We start from the raw sequence: 15704 nt of genomic DNA on the forward strand, positions 1-15704 counted from the left end.
GCAGGTCAACCGCTCGGTGCTGGTGGAGGCGCTGCTGCTCGGCGTGGTGGGGTCGGTACTCGGCGTCGGCGCCGGGGGGTTCGAGCGGTGGGGCCACGAGCGGGTATCGCCTTCGTCTCGGGCCGTTCACCTGCGTACCAAGGACCGGCGCGGGACGCACCGCGCCCGCGCTGCACCCTCTCGCAGACCACGGCGAGTTGTCAGGAGCTGCTGCCGCCGTGGGTGATCGGGCTCACGGGACGAGGGGCCGGATCGGGGCTCTCGTTCCGCCTACCGTTGCGGGTCAGCGCCGGACTTCGACCGGACTTCCCCCACGGGACGTGCGTAGCCTAGCGCGTGCGGGGCGCGGGGTCCGCCTCGCAGGTGACCTTGTCCCGCGGGGTGTAGTGGGTCGTGAAGGTCTCCCGCCCGACCTCCTCGCCGTCGTCGCGGAACACCCGGTCGACGGTGACGTCGAAGCCTTCGAGCGGCGGCTGGGGCACGCAGGCGTCGCCGCTGCCGGTGCGTTCCTCAGGCTCGGTCACGTTGGTGCGCGGTCCGGTGACCGACTCGACCGCGTCGTACTTGCGGGTGCCGAGGAAGGTGACGGTGATGGAGGTGTCGGTGGCGCTGGCCTGGATGTAGATGCCGCTGCCGGAGTCGTTCAGGAACTTCAGGTCCAGCGAGCCCCAGGCCACCGTCGCCTCGCGGCCTTCGGGGTAGCGTTCGATGTAGAACGAGTGCGCGCCGTACTCGACGGGTTTCACCCCGGCGAAGAACACGGCGTTGAACATGGTGGTGGCGACGGCCGAGACCCCGCCGCCGAGTCCCTTCGCGTACTGGCCGCCGTTGATCCAGGTGCCTTCGACGAAGCCGTTCGCCTTGGTGCGCTCCCCCACCGTCTCGTTGAAGCTCCAGGTCTCGCCCGGCTTGACCAGCGAGCCGTTGATCAGTTCCGCCGCGCGGCCGATGTTGGTGGTGCGGTAGGCGGCGGGGGCGAAGTCGACGGTGAAGGTGGACATCCGCTCCTTGATGCCGAGTTCGTCGACCGTCTTCCGGGTGAGCGCGGGCGGGGTCTGCTCGGTCGCCAGTGCGCCGGTGCGGTCCGCGCCGCTCCGGGTGAGCAGGGGCAGTACGGCGTCGCCGAGCGCCTTGGCGGAGACCCGGTGCCCGGCCTGGCCGTCGGAGTCCACCACCACGCGCTCGCCGTCGAGCCGCAGCTTCGCCGGGACCGGGCGGGCCGGTCCGGTCGCCTGGTCGAGCGGGCGGGTCAGGGCCGGGTCGCGTCGCAGGCCCTCGCTGTCGAGCGTCGGCTTCAGGCGGCCCGTCTTCTGGTCGGCCTTCATGCTGAGGTGCGCGCCGAGCGTCCGCGGGCTGATCTCGACCTCGCTGCCGCGTACGGTGAGCGTGACCGGCGCGGACATCGCGGGGGTGGCGAACTCCCGGAGGGCTCGGGTCACTTCGGCCTGGGTGACGCGGGGCTTCGTGGTCCGTGCCGGAAGCTCGACCGGTGCGGCGGGCGTCGTGGGATCGGCCGTCACGGGATAGGCGGACCGCAGGGCGGTGAGTGCGCCGTCGGTGTCGAGGCGCTGTCCTTCGCGCGCCCGCACCGGTACCGGTGCGCCCTTCTCGAACGAGATCGCGCCGTCGCGGACGGGGCGGTCGTAGGTCTCGGCCGTCTTGGCCAGGGCCGTGCGGGCGGTGTCCTCGTCGACCCGGACCACCGGGTCGACGTCCCGCTCGCCGCGGGTCAGCAGGCGGCCGATGACCGTCACGGGGTCGCCGCCCGCGCGGGCGGCGAGGTCGGCGGTCTTCGCGCTGTCCACGGAGAGCCCGGCCGCCCGCGGGTCGACGGCGCCGTCCTCGTCGCCTATCCGCACCCGTACCGGTTCTGCCCAGGCGCCACGCTCGGCCGCCCGGTCCAGGACGGAGCGGGCCTCGGCGCGGTCCATGCCGCCGATGTCCACGCCACGTACCCGCGTGCCGGAGGGTATGTCGTCGCCGTCCACGAGCAGGCCGACCCCGTACAGCCCGAGGAACGCGGCGCCGGCCGCCCCGGCCGTCAGAGCGGCCGGGCGTATCCAGCGGCGGCGGCCTCCTTCGTCCGGATGAGCCGATCCGTCTCGGCGCGCTGAGCGGAGCACTGAACCTCCTCGTCGCAGGCTGCCGCGCGGGACGGACATACCTGGTCGTTCGTGTCCCGATCATTCGCATCCTGATGGAACATCTGTGCGCTCATCAGGGTATAAGGCACGCATCCCGGCGTCGCCCGGAGAAACCGGGCCCTGCCGTGGAGTGCCTCACACCCGAGCGCGGGCCCGAGATCCGGGGTGCCTCAGGCGCAGTACCCGGCCGGTGGCCGTGACGCTGGCGGAGGACGGGGAGGAGACGGGCCTACTGCCGGGGCAGTACGGCGGAACGGTCATTGGGGGCGACGCCTGGCCCCAGGGGCACGGCGACGATGGAGACACCTCTCACCTTCTTCTCACTTCCTTTTCTTCTCACTTCCTTCCTACGGGGGCTTGATTCGTCGTGGCTACGTTCCTGTACGCGCTGGGCCGACGCGCCTTCCGGCGTCGCGGCCTGGTCGCTCTGATCTGGGTGGCGGCCCTGGTGGGCGCCGGTGTGGCGGCCGCCACCGCGCCCGCGCCTCCCGCCGACTCCTTCGCGATGCCGGGGACGGAGTCACAGAAGGCCTTCGACCTCCTCGACGAGCGGTTCCCCGCGGCCAGCGCGGAGGGCGCGCAGGCCCGTGTCGTGATCCGCGCGCCGGGCGGCGAGAAGATCTCCGACGCGGCGGGCAGGTCCGAGGTGGGCAAGCTGGTCGAGGATCTGGCGGCCGGCCCGCAGGTGGTCAGCGTCGCCGACCCCTTCGAGGCCGACGCGGTCAGCCAGGACGGCACGACGGCGTACGCGTCGGTGACGTACGAGGTCCCCGCGATGGAGCTGACCGACGGCGCGCGGGACGCGCTGGCCGCGGCCGCCGACGCGGCGCGCGGCGGGGGTTACACCGTCGAGACGGGCGGCGACGCCATGGAGGCCGAGACAGAGCTCGGCGGCACCGCCGAGCTGATCGGCATCGGTGTCGCGGCCGTGGTGCTGCTGCTCACGTTCGGTTCGCTGGTGGCGGCGGGGATGCCGCTGCTGTCCGCGATCGTCGGCGTCGGCATCGGGGTCTCCGGGATCGGGGCGCTCGGCAGTGCGCTGGACCTGTCGGGCACCACGTCGACGCTGGCGATGATGATCGGTCTCGCGGTCGCCATCGACTACGCCTTGTTCATCGTCTCCCGCTACCGCGCGGAGATCGCCGAGGGGCGCGCCCCCGAGGAGGCCGCGGGGCGTGCCGTGGGCACGGCGGGCTCGGCTGTGGTCTTCGCCGGTCTGACCGTGATCGTGGCCCTGTCCGGTCTCGCCGTGGTCAACATCCCGATCCTCACCAAGATGGGCCTGGCCGCCGCGGCCACCGTCGCGATCGCCGTGCTGATCGCGCTGACCATGACTCCGGCGCTGCTGGGCTTCGCGGGGCGGCGCGCGCTCAGCCGCGCGCAGCGCAAGCTCCAGGACCGGGGCGGCGCGGGCCTGGCATCGGCGGCCGCCGATGCCAGGCCGAAGCTCGGCACCCGTTGGGCGCGGTTCGTGATCCGCCGCCCGCTCGGCGTGCTCGTCACGGCCGTACTGAGCCTCGGCCTGATCGCGGTGCCCGCGGCGAGCCTGGAGCTCGGGCTGCCCGACGAGGGCTCGGCGGCCCCGGACTCCACTCAGCGCAAGGCCTACGACATGCTGTCGGAGTCGTTCGGGCCGGGCTTCAACGGACCGCTGATGCTCACCTTCGACCGGGGGGACGGCGGCGACATCGAGGCGGCCGCCGCCGCGGTGGAGAAGGCCGTCACCGAGCAGGGCGACGCGGCCGCCGTGACGCCCGCGCAGTTCAACGAGGCGGGCGACACCGCGATCATGACGGTGATGCCCAGGACAGGACCCAGCGACCACGCCACCGAAGACCTGGTGAAGTCCATCCGGGACCTGTCCGGCGGCGTTCAGGCCGACACCGGCGTCGAGTTGCTGGTCACCGGTATGACTGCGATGACCATCGACTTCTCGCAGACGCTGGACGACGCCCTGCTGCCCTACCTGGGGCTGGTCGTGGGGCTGGCCTTCCTGCTGCTGATGGTGGTCTTCCGCTCGGTCCTGGTGCCGCTCAAGGCCGCGCTCGGGTTCCTGCTGTCGGTGGCCGCCGCGCTCGGCGCGGTCGTCGCGGTCTTCCAGTGGGGCTGGCTGGCCGACCTGGTGGGCGTGGAGCAGCCGGGCCCGATCATGAGCATGATGCCGATCTTCATGATCGGTGTGGTGTTCGGGCTCGCCATGGACTACGAGGTCTTCCTGGTGACCCGGATGCGCGAGGCGCATGTGCACGGGGCCGCTCCCGAGGAGGCGATCACCACCGGCTTCACGCACGGCGGGCGGGTGGTGTCGGCCGCCGCGATCATCATGATCAGCGTCTTCTCCGGCTTCATCCTGGAGAGCGACGACATGATCAAGATGATGGGCTTCGGTCTCGCCGTCGCGGTGCTCTTCGACGCCTTCGTGGTCCGGATGGCCATCGTCCCGGCGGTACTGGCCCTGCTCGGCCACCGTGCCTGGTGGCTGCCGAAGTGGCTGGACCGGATCCTGCCCAACGTGGACGTCGAGGGCGAGCGGCTCCAGCGGGCGACCGGCGTCGCGGAGCCCGACGCCCCGCGTGAGAAGGAGTCCGTACCGGTCGGCTGACCGCGTCCCCGGCGCACGACCGCCGGGGCGCGGCGCGGGACCGGAACCGGAACCGGGGCCTGGCCGGGACCGCCCGACGCATGGCTGAGGGGGCCGTCATCCGACGGCTCCCTCAGTCCTGTGCGTACGCCCCGGTTCAGTCCTGTGCGCAGGCCCCGGTCAGGCGGTCGGCACCGGGTAGGTCGGGTACTCGACCCCGGAGACGTGCTGGACGACCCGGATCACCTGGCACGAGTAGCCGAACTCGTTGTCGTACCAGAGGTAGAGGATCGCGTTGTCGCCGTCGACCTTGGTGGCGCCCGCGTCGACGATCGAGGCGTGCCGCGAGCCGATGAAGTCGTTCGAGACCGCGTCGGGCGCGGTGGTGAAGTCGATCTGCCGCTTGAGCGGCGAGGTCAGCGACACGTTGCGCAGGTAGTCGAGGACCTCGTCGCGGTCGGTCTCGCGGCCGAGCCGCAGGCTGAGGATCGCGATCGACACGTCCGGCACCGGAACCCGGATCGAGCTGCCGGTGATCGGCGCCTTGAGGTCCGGCAGCGCCTTGGCGACGGCGGACGCGGCGCCGGTCTCGGTGATGACCATGTTGAGCGGCGCGGAGCGGCCGCGGCGGTCGGCCTTGTGGTAGTTGTCCAGCAGGTTCTGGTCGTTGGTGAACGAGTGGACGGTCTCCACGTGGCCGCGCAGCACGCCGTACTCGTCGGCCATGGCCTTCAGCGGCGGGACGATCGCGTTGGTGGTGCAGGAGGCGCAGGACAGGATCCGCTCGTCCGGCTTGATCGTGTCGTGGTTGACGCCGTGCACGATGTTGGGGACGTCGCCCTTGCCGGGCGCGGTCAGGACGACCTTGTCGATGCCCGGACGCAGGTGCGTGGACAGGCCCTCGCGGTCGCGCCACTTGCCGGTGTTGTCGATGAGGATGGCGTCCTTGACGCCGTACGCCGTGTAATCGATCTCCGACGGGTCGTTCGCGTAGATCACCTTGATCTCGTTGCCGTTGGCGACGATGGTGCTGTTCGCCTCGTCAACGGTGATGGTGCCCTGGAACTGGCCGTGGATGGAGTCGCGGCGCAGCAGCGAGGCGCGCTTGACGAGATCGTCGGCGGCCCGCCCGCCACCCGGACGGACGACGATCGCGCGCAGCCGCAGGCCGTTGCCGGACCCGGCCTTCTCGATCAGCAGCCGGGCGACGAGGCGGCCGATGCGGCCGAAGCCGTAGAGGACGACGTCGCGCCCCTCGCCACGCTCGATCTTGTTGGGGCCCGTGGCGCCCGCGACTGCCTCGGCGGTGAACTCCGCCACCGACAGGCCGCGGTCGTCGGCCTTGTACGTCGCGGCGAGCATGCCGAGGTCGATCTGGGACGGGCCGAGGTCGAGCGTGGTGAGGGCCTGGAGGAACGGCAGCGTCTCGGTGACCGAGAGCTCCTCGCCCGCGATCTGCCGGGCGAACCGGTGCGTCTTGAGGATGCTGACCACCGACTTGTTCACCAAGGAGCGGCTGTGAAGCAGGACGGTGACGTCCCGCTCCCGGTGCAGCTTCCCGATGATCGGGATCATCGACTCCGCGATCTCCTCGCGGTTCTTCCAGTTGGTGAACGAGTCGTCTTTGACAGTCACAGGATTTATCTTTCGAGCTAGGCGGCGCTCATATGCTAACCCCACCTCACTTTGATCACTCAAGCTGGTCCTACCTTGATCGTGGGTTGGACGGGCTGTCGTAAGGTCCAGAGGCCCAGAGACTCCGGGTATGGCTTTCAAGCGGTCCGAGCAAAAGCCACGCGACGAGCACTCGACTACCTGCGTAACGGGGCCAAGGCGAAGGCCGGAACGAGCCGCTCCATCGTCCAGGAGGCGTGGGGAAGGACCGTGACGACGCTGACGTACAAGACCGCCCGTTATGGCGGCCAGCTCGTCAAGGTCCCCGCCCCGTACACCTCCCAGCGATGCTCAGCCTGCGGCTTCCAGTGCAACGCCGACTGGAACGCGGCCCGGAACATCCTGCACCTGTACCGGATCGGCCACATCATCGTGGAGGTCCCGGCCGCCGGAAGGCGCGGTCGCAGGGCGGGTGAAACCGTCAAGCCCGTCGCCGCGAGGTAGACGGGAATCCCCTTCCTGAGCTCGCGAAGGGAGGGGAGAACTTCAAGCGTTCGGCCGGATGCACACGCGGTGGGCGCCGGAGCTCGGACCTGGCCTAGGGCGGCGGGGCGGTGCTCCGAGATCCCAGGAGCCCGGAGTTCAGCTGCCGAAGCCGAGGCCGAGGCGGTCGAGGGACCGCAGCCACAGGTCGCGGCGGCCCTCGTCGCGGTCGGCGCGGGCGAGGGAGCGCTGGGTGATGCCGATGCCGAGGGACCGCACGGGCTCGGGCGGGAAGGGCAGCGGCTTACGCCGTACCAGGTCGAGGGCGGTGCGCTCGGTACGGTCGCCCGCCAGCAGGTCGAGCATCACCTCGGCCCCGAAACGCGTGGCGCCCACGCCGAGCCCGGTGAAGCCCGCGGCGTAAGCGACCTTGCCGCGGTGGGAGGTGTCGAAGAACACGCAGAAGCGGGTGCTGGTGTCGATGGCGCCGCCCCACGCATGGCTGAAGCGGATGCCCGCCAGCTGCGGGAAGACGTCGAAGAACCGGCGCGCGAGCGTGGCATACGTCTCGGGGCGTCGGTCGTGCTCGGCGCGGACGCGGCCGCCGTAGTGGTACACGACGTCGTATCCGCCCCACAGGATGCGGTGGTCGGCGGAGATCCGCACATAGTGGAAGTGGTGGGCGGGGTCGGCCCAGCCCTGCCGGTTGCGCCAGCCGACCGAGGCGAGCTGCCGCTCGCTGAGCGGCTCGGTCATGAGCGCGTAGTCGTACACGGGCACGGTGTAGCGGCGGTGACGGCGGATCAGGGACGGGTACGCGTTGGTGGCGAGGGCGACGCGGCGGGCGGTGATCCGCCCGTAGGGAGTGCGGACGCGGACGGCCGGGCCGTGCTCGTCCAGGGAGAGGGCCGGGGTGTGCTCGTGGACGCGGACGCCGAGGTCGAGGCAGGCGCGCTTGAGGCCCCAGGCGAGCCGCGCCGGGTTGACCATGGCGATGTCGCTCTTGTTCCAGACCGCGCCGAGGAAGGCCGGGGAGTCGATCTCGGCGCGGACGGCGTCGGCGTCGAGGAACGTGGTGTCGGCGCCGTACCGGGCGGCCGTTTCGGCCTCGTCGGCGAGCCAGTCGACCTGGTGGGGCTCGGTGGCGACGACGAGGGAGCCGGTGCGCTCCCAGTCGCAGTCGATGGAGTGGCGCGCCAGGGTGTCCTCGATGGCCTGGAGGTTCTCGCGGCCGAGGCGTTCCAGGGCGCCGATCTCGTCGGGCCAGCGGGCGAGGCCGTTCGCGAGCCCGTGGGTGAGGCTGGACTCGCAGAAGCCGCCGTTGCGGCCGGAGGCGGCGGCGCCGGACTCGTCGGCCTCGACCAGGACGACGTCGGCGGAGGGGTCGCGTTCCTTGGCGACGAGGGCGGTCCACAGGCCCGTGTAGCCGCCGCCGACGACCAGCAGGTCGCAGGCGGTGGCGCCGACCAGGGCGGGGGTGGCCGGGGGGCGGCTCGGATCGTCGAGCCAGAACGGGGACGGATCGGCGTCCCGGAGCGAGAGCAGGGGGTCCAGAGGGTCCATGGGGCTTCCTTCAGGTGGCGGAGAAGTCCGGGCGCGGGGCTTCTCCGAGGTGCCGCCCATCAGAACCGGCCCCGGACAGCAAGGTCAATGGTGTTGACATAAGCCTCGAAGGCCGAGGCCGGAGGTCCGAGGTCCTACCGTCCGGCCGCCGGATGCAGGGCCGCGACCGCCGTGAGCATCAGTTCCAGGGCGAAGGGGTAGCCGCTGTCGCGCATGTCGGCGGCGAGGAGCCCGTACGTGGCCGCGATGTTCGGGTGGGTGTCCGCGGGGAGCCGCCCGTAGACCGCGTGCCAGACCTCGGCGTCGGACGACGCCGCCGCGCGCGGCAGGGCCGCCGCCGCGGCGTCCTGGGCGGCGAAGGCGAGCGCCTGGTCGACGAAGGCGTGGTAGATCCGCACGGCGAGGGCGTCGGGGAAGCCGCCGTCGCGGAGGATCCCGAGGATCGTCTCGACGGCTCGGGTCTCGTGCGGACGCCCGGTGGTGCGGTGGGCGGCGAGCAGGGCCGCCTGCGGCTGGGCTAGGTACGAGGAGTGGATGCGCAGGCCCATCGAGCGCAGGTCCGCCCGCCAGTCCCCGGTGGCCGCCCAGCCCTCCTGGGCGCGGCCGATCAGCTCGTCGGCGAGCGCGAGGAGCAGGGCGTCGGTGTTGCGGAAGTAGCGGTAGAGAGCGCTGGGGTCGGCGCCGAGCGCGGCGCCCAGTCTCCTGACCGAGAGGGCGTCGGCGCCGTGTTCCGCGACCAGGCGCAGCGCGGTGTCGACGATGAGCCGTTCGGAGAGTACGGCGCCCTGCTTGGTCGGTCGGCGGCGGCGTCGGCGGCCTTCGGGTACGACACGTTCCGGCGTGGCTGACATGGCCGGGACCTTACGTCAACACCATTGACGTGTAAACGCGCGGGCGGCTTCGATGGCGCCCGTCACCCGCTCAGCGCCCCACCGGCGCGTCCGTACGCAAGGGAGCCGCCGCATGCCCCACGCCGATCTGGTCTTCACCCGAGGCCCGGTCCTCACGATGGATCCGGCCCGGACGCGGGCGAGTTCGCTCGCGGTCACCGGCGGGCGGATCACGGCCGTCGGCCACGACGAGGTGCGGGAGCTGATCGGCCCCGGCACCGAGGTCGTGGACCTGGCGGGCCGGATGCTGCTGCCCGGCTTCCAGGACGCGCATATCCACGCGGTGGGCGGCGGCGTCGAGTTGGCGGAGTGCGACCTTTCCGAGGCGGTCGACGTCGAGGACTGCCTGCGGCGGGTCCGCGCCTACGCCGACGCGCACCCGGACCGGGAGTGGATCACCGGGGGCGGCTGGTCGATGGAGTGCTTCGCCGGGGGTCTGCCGACCCGACAGCTGCTCGACTCGGTCGTGCCGGACCGCCCGGTGCTGCTGTCGAACCGGGACCACCACGGCGCCTGGGCCAACACACGGGCCCTGGAGCTCGCCGGGGTCACCGCGGGCACCGCGGACCCCGGCGACGGGCGGATCGAGCGGGAGGCGGACGGCGCTCCGAGCGGGATGCTCCAGGAGGGCGCGACGGGGCTGATCTCCCGTCTCGTGCCGCCGAGTACGCCGGAGGACCGGCTCGCGGGCCTGCTGCGGGCGCAGCGGCTGCTGCACTCGCTGGGCGTCACGGGCTGGCAGGACGCGCTGCTCGGCGCGTTCAACGGCATGCCCGACCCCTCGGACGCCTATCTGACGGCGGCGCGGGACGGTTCGCTGACCGCGCGGGTGACCGGAGCGCTGTGGTGGGACCGTGACCGGGGCGGCGAGCAGATCCCCGGACTCGTCGCTCGCCGCGAGGAGTTGACGCGCGGGCGGTTCCGGGCCGGGTCGGTGAAGATCATGCAGGACGGGATCGCGGAGAACTTCACGGCCGCGCTGACCGCCCCGTATCTGGACGCGTGCGGCTGCGCCACGGGCAATACCGGGCTCAGCTTCGTCGATCCCCGGGCGCTGCGCGGTTACGTCGCCGAGCTGGACGCGCTGGACTTCCAGGTGCATTTCCACGCGCTCGGCGACCGGGCCGTACGGGAGGCGCTGGACGCGGTCGAGGCCGCCGTGGCCGCCAACGGGCGGCGCGGCAACCGCCACCACCTGGCCCATCTCCAGGTGGTGCACCCCGATGACCTGCCCCGGTTCGCGGCGCTCGGGGCCATCGCGAACATCCAGCCGCTGTGGGCGGCGCACGAGCCGCAGATGGACGAGCTGACCATCCCGTTCCTGGGCCCCGAACGCGCCCGCTGGCAGTACCCGTTCGGCGGTCTGCTGCGGGCCGGGGCCACGCTGGCGGCGGGCAGCGACTGGCCCGTCTCCAGCCCCGACCCGCTCGCGGGGATCCACGTCGCGGTGAACCGCCGTGATCCGGAGGCCGGGGACGACGAGCGGGTCTTCCTGCCCGAGCAGCGCATCGACGCGCTGACCGCCCTGGCCGCCTACACCGCCGGTGCCGCGCATGTGAACGGCTGCGACGACGCCGGCAGTCTGCGCCCCGGCCAGCTGGCCGATCTGGTGGTGCTCGACCGGGACATCCTGGCCGCGCCGCCGGAGGAGATCGCCGCGGCTCGGGTGGAGCGCACCTATGTGGGCGGCGCGCTCGTCCACGAGAGGTGAGCGTGTCCTACGAAGACCGCCGGGACGACCGCCGGGAGGAGGCGCGGACGTCGAGCCGGACCGGCACCAGCGCACCGCCGGTCTCCTGCCGGCCGTGCTCCAGCACGGCCACCAGCAGTTCGATCCCGGCTTCCGCGACCGCGTCCGGGCGCAGGCTCAGCGTCGTCACCGGCGGATCGGTGTGCACGGCGGTCTCGTCCTCGCTGACACAGGCGACGAGCAGGTCGCCGGGGACGTCGTAGCCGTGGCGGCGGGCCGCGTCCAGGACGAGCGGCGGGCTGGCCTCGGCGACCACCAGCAGGGCGTCGGGGCGCTCAGGACCGGCCGCCAGGGCGGTCTCGACGGCGTGGATCGCCGGGCCGTTGCCGGGTTCGGCGGCCCGTACGGCCCGCTCGGGCAGCCCGTGCGCGGCGCACCAGTCGTGGTGCGCGGCGAACACGTCACGGTGGAAGCGGGTGGTGCTGTCGGGAACGACCAGCGCGGGCCGCCGTGCGCCCTGGGCCAGGAAGTGGTCCAGGGCCAGGTGGACGGCGGCGGCCGCGTCGACGTCCACCCAGTGCGCCCCCGGTCTGCCCGCCACGGTCCGGTCGCTGAAGACCGGGATGCGGGCCGCGAGCAGGTCTTCGACGATCCGGTCGTCGGCGACGGGGTCGGCGACGACCACCGCGTCGAGGGGCAGCGCGGCCCACTCGCTGTGCAGGGAGCCCGCGGGCAGCAGCACCAGCGCGTAGCCGCGTTCGAGCGCGGTGGCGGCGGTGGCCCCGGTGAGCCGGGCGAAGTACGGCGACTCCAGGAACCTCCAGGGGGCGTCGGCCAGCTCGCCGACCACGTACCCGATCAGCCGGGCCCGTCCCGCGCGCAGTTGGCGTGCGGTGGCGTTGGGCCGGTAGCCCATGCGGCGCGCGGTCTCGCGGGCCCGCTCCCGTACGGCCGGGGAGAGCCTGCCGGTGCCGTTGAGCGCGGCCGACACGGTGGTCTTGGACAGGCCCGCCTCGCGGGCCACGTCGACGAGGCGGACCCGCGGGGCGGGCGGGGCGGGCCGTCCCCGTCGTGCGGGAGGCGGCGCGTCTTCCGCGGTCGCGCCGTGCGCTGAAGGGCTGTGCTCTGAAGCTTCGGTCATGGGAACGATGCTGTCACCCTCCCCACCTCTGCAAAACCGTTCCCGCAAAGTATCCCGAAGCCTTGTGCGGGAACGTTCCCGCACCCATACTCGCTCCATCCCCCAGCACCCGTCACAACACCCGTAAAGGGGTGGGTCTGCATGCTGATGCCCAGATTCGCCATATTCGCCGGTACGGCCACGCTCGCTGTCTCCCTCGTCGCCTGCTCCGGGGCCGCCCAGCCCCAGGACGGCGCCACCGGCGGCGCCGACTACGAGGTCACCCCGACCTCGCCGCCCGCCCAGGGGGCCCTGGACTCCTTCACCTGGTCGCTGTACGCCGAGCCGTACACCCTCGACTACGCCCTCGCGTACGACTACCCGCCCAACACCGTCCTCGCCAACGTCTGCGAGCAGCTGCTGCGGGTCACCCCCGACATGAGGATCGAGCCCGGCCTCGCGGAGAAGTGGGCCCAGCCCGACCCGCGCACCCTCGTCTACACCCTGCGGCCGGGCGTCACGTTCCACGACGGCTCCACGATGACCGCGGACGACGTGGTCGCCTCCCTCAGGCGGCAGATGGACCCGGCCACCGGCTCCCCCTGGGGCTCCGCCTTCAAGAACGTCGACTCCATCGACAAGACCGGGCCGCTGGAGGTGACGATCCGCCTCCGCGAGGCCGACGTCCTCTTCCACGAGCTGCTGGCCGCCTCGCCCGGCACCGTCGTCAGCGCCGCCTCGCTCGCCGCGGCCGGAAAGGACTACGGCACCCCCAAGGGCGAGCTGAACTGCACCGGCCCGTTCGCCCTGGACACCTGGACCCAGGGCGACAGCATCACGCTGAAGAAGCACACCGCCTACTGGGACAAGGAACTCGAGGCGAAGTCACGGTCCGTGAAGTTCACGTTCATCGAGGACCCGGCCGCCCGCTCCAACGCCTTCCTCTCCGGCACCGCCGACGGCGGCTATCTGGTGCCGCCCTCCGCCCTCGCCCAGCTCCGCGGCAGCGGCAAGGGCACGGTCCTCTTCGGCCCCAACACCGCCGCGGCGAACCTCGCCGTCCTCGACTTCGACGGCCCGCTCGGCGACCTCCGGGTCCGCGAGGCGCTCTCCCTGGCCCTCGACCGGAAGAACATCGTCAAGGCCGCGGCCGGCGGGGTCGGCGTGCCCGCCAAGGCCCCCGCCGCCCGCGGCGCCTGGGCCCTCGCCCCCGAGAAGACCGAAGCCCTGTACGACACGCTGCCGCAGCCCGCCTACGACGTCGACGAGGCTGAGAAACTCGTCGAGCAAGCCGGGGCCGCCGGGCGCACCGTCACCCTCGCGACCAGCTCGCTCTCCCCGGAGATCAGCGTCGTCGCCAACGCGGTGCAGTCCGCGGGCCGCCGGATCGGCCTCGACGTCAGACTGAAGCCCGTCTCCCCGGACGCGTACAGCGGCATCTTCGTCGACCCCGCCGCGCGCAAGGGCCTGGACCTGGTCATCACCAACGGCTACGACAACACCCCCGACCCGCTGGAGTTCTACCAATATCTGCGCACCGGGGACTTCGGGAACTACGGCGACTGGTCCCACGCCGAGTTCGACGCGGCCTTCGACCGGGCCAACGCCGAGCCCGACGCGGCCAAGCGCGCCGACCTCACCGCGAAGCTCCAGCGGATCGCGCTCGACGAACTGCCCGTCATCCCCGTGTACGAGGCGCCCTACTCGGTCTTCCTCGGCAAGCGGATCACCGGCGCGCCGACCGGCATCGCCCAGCTCTACTACCCGTGGGCCGCGACGATCGGGGCCGCGCAGAAATGACCCGCTTCCTCGCCGGACGGCTCCTGGGACTGGTGACGGTGCTGCTGGTGACCTCCGTCGCGGTCTTCGGCGCCCTCCACCTCGCCCCCGGCGACCCGGTGACCTTCCTGCTGCACGGCCGCCCCGCGACCCCCGAGACCGTGGCCGCGCTGCGCGCCGAGCACCACCTCGACGACCCGCTCGCCGTGCAGTACGCCAAGTGGCTCGGCGACGTCCTGAGCGGTGACCTCGGCCGCTCCGCCCAGTACCACCAGGACGTCACCGCGCTCCTCGGCTCCCGGCTCCCCGGCACCTCGCTCCTCATCGGTTACGCCGCGCTGCTCGTCGCCGTCCTCGGCGTCAGCGCCGGCATCGTCGCCGCGCTGCGTCCCGGACCGCTCGACCGGGCCGTGCTCATCGGCACCGGCGTGGCCACCGCCACCCCGCCCTTCGTCACCGCGATCGCTCTCGTGTCGCTGTTCTCGGTGCGGTTCGGCTGGTTCCCAGGGCCCGGCGGCGGCGCCGCGGAGGGCCTGGGCGCCCGGCTGCACCAGCTGACCCTGCCGTCCCTCGCGCTCGCCCTGACCTTCGCGGGTCTGCTCGCCCGCGTCACCCGCTCCGCGATGCGCGACGAACTCGGCCGCGAGCACGTCGAGACGGCGCGCGCCCGCGGCGTGGCCGCGTCGGCAGTGGTCCGCCGGCATGTACTGCGCAACGCCCTGGGCCCGGTCGTCACCGTCGGCGGACTCCTGCTCGCGGGCCTGCTCGTCAACACCGCGATCGTGGAGACCGCCTTCGACGTGCCGGGGCTCGGCTCGCTGCTCGTGCAGTCGGTCACCGCCCAGGACTTCGCCGTGGTCCAGGCGATCATCCTGCTCAGCGTAGCGGCCTTCGTCCTCGTCAACCTCGCGGTCGACCTGCTCGCCCCGGTCATCGACCCCCGTCTCTCCCCAGGGGAGGACCCCTCATGACCACTGCCCTCAGCACGACGGCGTACCGCAGGCCGGGGCTGCGCGGGCTGCGCCTGCTCAGCCAGGGGCCGCTGTTCGCCGCCTCGGTCACGGTGCTCGCCGTGCTCGTCCTGGTCGCGGTGTTCGCGCCCCTGCTCGCCCCGTACGACCCCGAGGCGGTGGACCTGTCGGCGAGCCTCGTCGGCACCACCGGCGACCACCTTCTCGGCACCGACCAGTCGGGGCGCGACATCCTGTCCCGGCTGCTCCACGGCGCCCGCACCGGGCTGATCGGGCCGCTGCTCGTGGTCGCCGCCTCCACCCTGCTCGGCACCCTCCTCGGAGTGGTGGCCGCCTGGCGGGGCGGTTGGGCGGACGCGGTCCTGTCCCGCTCGATGGACCTCGTCTTCGCGATTCCGGGCCTGCTGCTCGCGATCCTGCTGGTGTCGGTCGTCGGTCCGGGTGTGACCGCGCCGGTGATCGCCATGGCCGTGGCGTACACCCCGTACGCGGGCCGACTGGTGCGCGGGATCGCCCGGCAGGAGAAGGCGCGGCCGTACATCGAGGCGTACCGGGTGCAGGGCTGGTCCGGCTGGACGGTCTGCGTGCGCCATCTGCTGCCGAACATCGCGCCGACCGTGCTCGCCCAGTCCGCGGTGAACTTCGGGTACGCGCTGATGGACCTGGCGGCGCTGTCCTATCTCGGCTTCGGCGTGCAGCCGCCGACCGCCGACTGGGGCGCCATGATCAACGAGGGGCAGGGGGCCGTCCTGCAGGGCGCGATGCTGCCCGCGCTCGCGCCCTCCGTGTGCATCGTGCTCGCGGTGGTGGCGTTCGGCATCGTCGGCGAGGGGCTCGCCGACCGGATCGCGCGGCGGGAGAAGTGAACG

The 15704-nt window shown here is 72.5% G+C and carries 11 protein-coding genes; 6 read left to right on the top strand and 5 right to left on the bottom strand.

Going from position 1 to position 15704, the window contains the following annotated elements; all coding sequences use genetic code 11:
• Positions 1–329: 329 nt before the first annotated feature.
• Positions 330–2123 carry a VanW family protein gene (locus ACX6XY_RS14510; protein ID WP_460330151.1) on the bottom strand — a complete coding sequence of 598 codons (1794 nt, stop codon included), beginning with the start codon at positions 2121–2123 and terminating at the stop codon, positions 330–332.
• 388 nt (positions 2124–2511) lie between these two features.
• Between ACX6XY_RS14510 and ACX6XY_RS14515 the strand changes: the two genes are divergently transcribed.
• The gene (locus tag ACX6XY_RS14515) at positions 2512–4746 is read left to right on the top strand and encodes an MMPL family transporter (RefSeq protein WP_460330153.1); all 2235 of its coding nucleotides are present in this window, start codon (positions 2512–2514) and stop codon (positions 4744–4746) included.
• Between the two features lie 159 nt (positions 4747–4905).
• Here the strand turns inward: ACX6XY_RS14515 and ACX6XY_RS14520 are convergent, their stop codons facing one another.
• Positions 4906–6360 (bottom strand): glyceraldehyde-3-phosphate dehydrogenase, encoded by a 1455-nt coding sequence (locus ACX6XY_RS14520; protein WP_460330154.1) that lies wholly within the window; start codon positions 6358–6360, stop codon positions 4906–4908.
• 249 nt (positions 6361–6609) lie between these two features.
• Between ACX6XY_RS14520 and ACX6XY_RS14525 the strand changes: the two genes are divergently transcribed.
• Entirely contained in the window at positions 6610–6843 is a 234-nt protein-coding gene (locus ACX6XY_RS14525; protein WP_460330156.1) for a zinc ribbon domain-containing protein, read from the top strand.
• A 138-nt stretch (positions 6844–6981) separates the two neighbouring features.
• On the opposite strand, the gene ACX6XY_RS14530 is transcribed toward ACX6XY_RS14525, so the two are convergent.
• Together ACX6XY_RS14530 and ACX6XY_RS14535 are read right to left on the bottom strand one after the other, a co-directional pair.
• Positions 6982–8385, bottom strand: coding sequence for an NAD(P)/FAD-dependent oxidoreductase (locus ACX6XY_RS14530; RefSeq protein ID WP_460330158.1), 1404 nt, complete (start codon positions 8383–8385; stop codon positions 6982–6984).
• A 134-nt stretch (positions 8386–8519) separates the two neighbouring features.
• Positions 8520–9236: a TetR/AcrR family transcriptional regulator gene (locus ACX6XY_RS14535; RefSeq protein ID WP_460330160.1), complete on the bottom strand. Its 717-nt coding sequence runs from the start codon at positions 9234–9236 to the stop codon at positions 8520–8522.
• A 112-nt stretch (positions 9237–9348) separates the two neighbouring features.
• Here ACX6XY_RS14535 and ACX6XY_RS14540 point away from each other — a divergent pair, with 112 nt between their 5' ends.
• Positions 9349–10986 (top strand): amidohydrolase, encoded by a 1638-nt coding sequence (locus tag ACX6XY_RS14540; RefSeq protein WP_460330162.1) that lies wholly within the window; start codon positions 9349–9351, stop codon positions 10984–10986.
• Positions 10987–10993: 7 nt separating this feature from the next.
• On the opposite strand, the gene ACX6XY_RS14545 is transcribed toward ACX6XY_RS14540, so the two are convergent.
• A complete protein-coding gene (locus tag ACX6XY_RS14545; protein WP_460330164.1) occupies positions 10994–12106 on the bottom strand; it encodes a LacI family DNA-binding transcriptional regulator in 1113 nt (370 codons plus the stop codon).
• A gap of 141 nt (positions 12107–12247) precedes the next feature.
• On the opposite strand from ACX6XY_RS14545, the gene ACX6XY_RS14550 reads away from it, so the two are divergent.
• From ACX6XY_RS14550 to ACX6XY_RS14560, 3 genes are read left to right on the top strand one after another with little or no spacing between them, the layout of a single operon-like run.
• Complete coding sequence (locus ACX6XY_RS14550; RefSeq protein WP_460330165.1) at positions 12248–13885, top strand: ABC transporter substrate-binding protein; 1638 nt, start codon at positions 12248–12250, stop codon at positions 13883–13885.
• Positions 13882–14835: an ABC transporter permease gene (locus ACX6XY_RS14555; protein ID WP_460330167.1), complete on the top strand. Its 954-nt coding sequence runs from the start codon at positions 13882–13884 to the stop codon at positions 14833–14835. Before ACX6XY_RS14550 ends, ACX6XY_RS14555 begins: the two co-directional genes overlap by 4 nt.
• Positions 14832–15701, top strand: a complete 870-nt coding sequence (locus ACX6XY_RS14560; protein WP_460330169.1) for an ABC transporter permease — start codon at positions 14832–14834, stop codon at positions 15699–15701. The genes ACX6XY_RS14555 and ACX6XY_RS14560 overlap by 4 nt, the downstream gene beginning before the upstream one ends.
• Positions 15702–15704 lie beyond the last annotated feature (3 nt).

It is taken from the genome of Streptomyces sp. O3, assembly GCF_054788135.1.

What these genes read in the sequence shown, in the direction of transcription:
- ACX6XY_RS14545 (WP_460330164.1), bottom strand. Translation starts at nt 12,106, where the DNA reads ATGACCGAAGCTTCAGAGCACAGCCCTTCAGCGCACGGCGCGACCGCG.
- ACX6XY_RS14530 (WP_460330158.1), bottom strand. Translation starts at nt 8,385, where the DNA reads ATGGACCCTCTGGACCCCCTGCTCTCGCTCCGGGACGCCGATCCGTCC.
- ACX6XY_RS14555 (WP_460330167.1), top strand. Translation starts at nt 13,882, where the DNA reads ATGACCCGCTTCCTCGCCGGACGGCTCCTGGGACTGGTGACGGTGCTG.
- ACX6XY_RS14550 (WP_460330165.1), top strand. Translation starts at nt 12,248, where the DNA reads ATGCTGATGCCCAGATTCGCCATATTCGCCGGTACGGCCACGCTCGCT.
- ACX6XY_RS14540 (WP_460330162.1), top strand. Translation starts at nt 9,349, where the DNA reads ATGCCCCACGCCGATCTGGTCTTCACCCGAGGCCCGGTCCTCACGATG.
- ACX6XY_RS14535 (WP_460330160.1), bottom strand. Translation starts at nt 9,236, where the DNA reads ATGTCAGCCACGCCGGAACGTGTCGTACCCGAAGGCCGCCGACGCCGC.
- ACX6XY_RS14560 (WP_460330169.1), top strand. Translation starts at nt 14,832, where the DNA reads ATGACCACTGCCCTCAGCACGACGGCGTACCGCAGGCCGGGGCTGCGC.